Source organism: Phocaeicola fibrisolvens (assembly GCF_025567125.1).
GTDB lineage: Bacteria > Bacteroidota > Bacteroidia > Bacteroidales > Bacteroidaceae > Phocaeicola > Phocaeicola fibrisolvens.
In genome coordinates this window covers 1-870 of the sequence record NZ_JAOQJI010000104.1, presented here as the reverse complement: position 1 = coordinate 870, position 870 = coordinate 1, and the positions used below count along the sequence as shown (strand labels likewise).

Annotated in this window: 2 tRNA genes and 2 rRNA genes; all 4 read right to left on the bottom strand. The window is 47.8% G+C overall.

What is annotated here, in order from left to right:
- Nucleotides 1–287, bottom strand: a 23S ribosomal RNA gene (locus tag OCV81_RS17695); the annotation flags it as partial.
- Between the two features lie 148 nt (nucleotides 288–435).
- Nucleotides 436–509 (bottom strand) — tRNA-Ala (locus tag OCV81_RS17690).
- Nucleotides 510–594: 85 nt separating this feature from the next.
- Nucleotides 595–668: transfer RNA gene (locus tag OCV81_RS17685), tRNA-Ile, on the bottom strand.
- A 117-nt stretch (nucleotides 669–785) separates the two neighbouring features.
- Nucleotides 786–870 (bottom strand): 16S ribosomal RNA (locus OCV81_RS17680); the annotation flags it as partial.

The window sequence follows — 870 nt, the reverse complement described above, 5'->3', positions numbered from 1 at the left end:
CCCCCCGGATGCCGTAACATCCGGGGTTTGGGCTCTTCCCCGTTCGCTCGCCACTACTGGGGGAATCATTGTTATTTTCTTTTCCTGCAGGTACTAAGATGTTTCAGTTCCCTGCGTTAGCCTCCATCTGAAGATGGATGTTATCTCTTCAAGACAACGGGTTGTCCCATTCGGAAATCCGCGGATCAAGGGTTATTTGCACCTCCCCGCAGCTTATCGCAGCTTATCACGTCCTTCATCGCCTCCGAGAGCCAAGGCATCCGCCATGCGCCCTTTCCTACTTTCCTTATCACGTGCACACTCCGTCTTTCAACGGGTGCGGGATGATATATACTTTTAGCTTTCGTACTAAAATTACTTTTTGCTTGTTACATCATGTCATAGACCGTTTTTCAATGAACAGTTAATAATGAATAATTAAAAGTTCGTTGCTTGTGGAGAATAACGGATTCGAACCGTTGACCCCCTGCGTGCAAAGCAGGTGCTCTAGCCAGCTGAGCTAATCCCCCGTTTTTTTGCGGCTGCAAAGGTAAGCATTTACTTTCGCCCCGGCAAATTTTTAAGGAAGTTTTTTTCACTTCCTTCTTTTCGAGGTAGTCCCAGGCAGAGTTGAACTGCCGACCTCTACATTATCAGTGTAGCGCTCTAACCAACTGAGCTATAGGACTAGCTTGTGATTCAGTTCAACCTCGTCTGTTCCGACTCGGCTTCATCTTTCTCTCTTTATATCGAAAAACAAACTCATCTGCAGTACAAGGCAAGAACCTTCGTCGGTTCCTCTCCAGAAAGGAGGTGTTCCAGCCGCACCTTCCGGTACGGCTACCTTGTTACGACTTAGCCCCAATTACCAGTTTTACCCTAGGGCGCTCC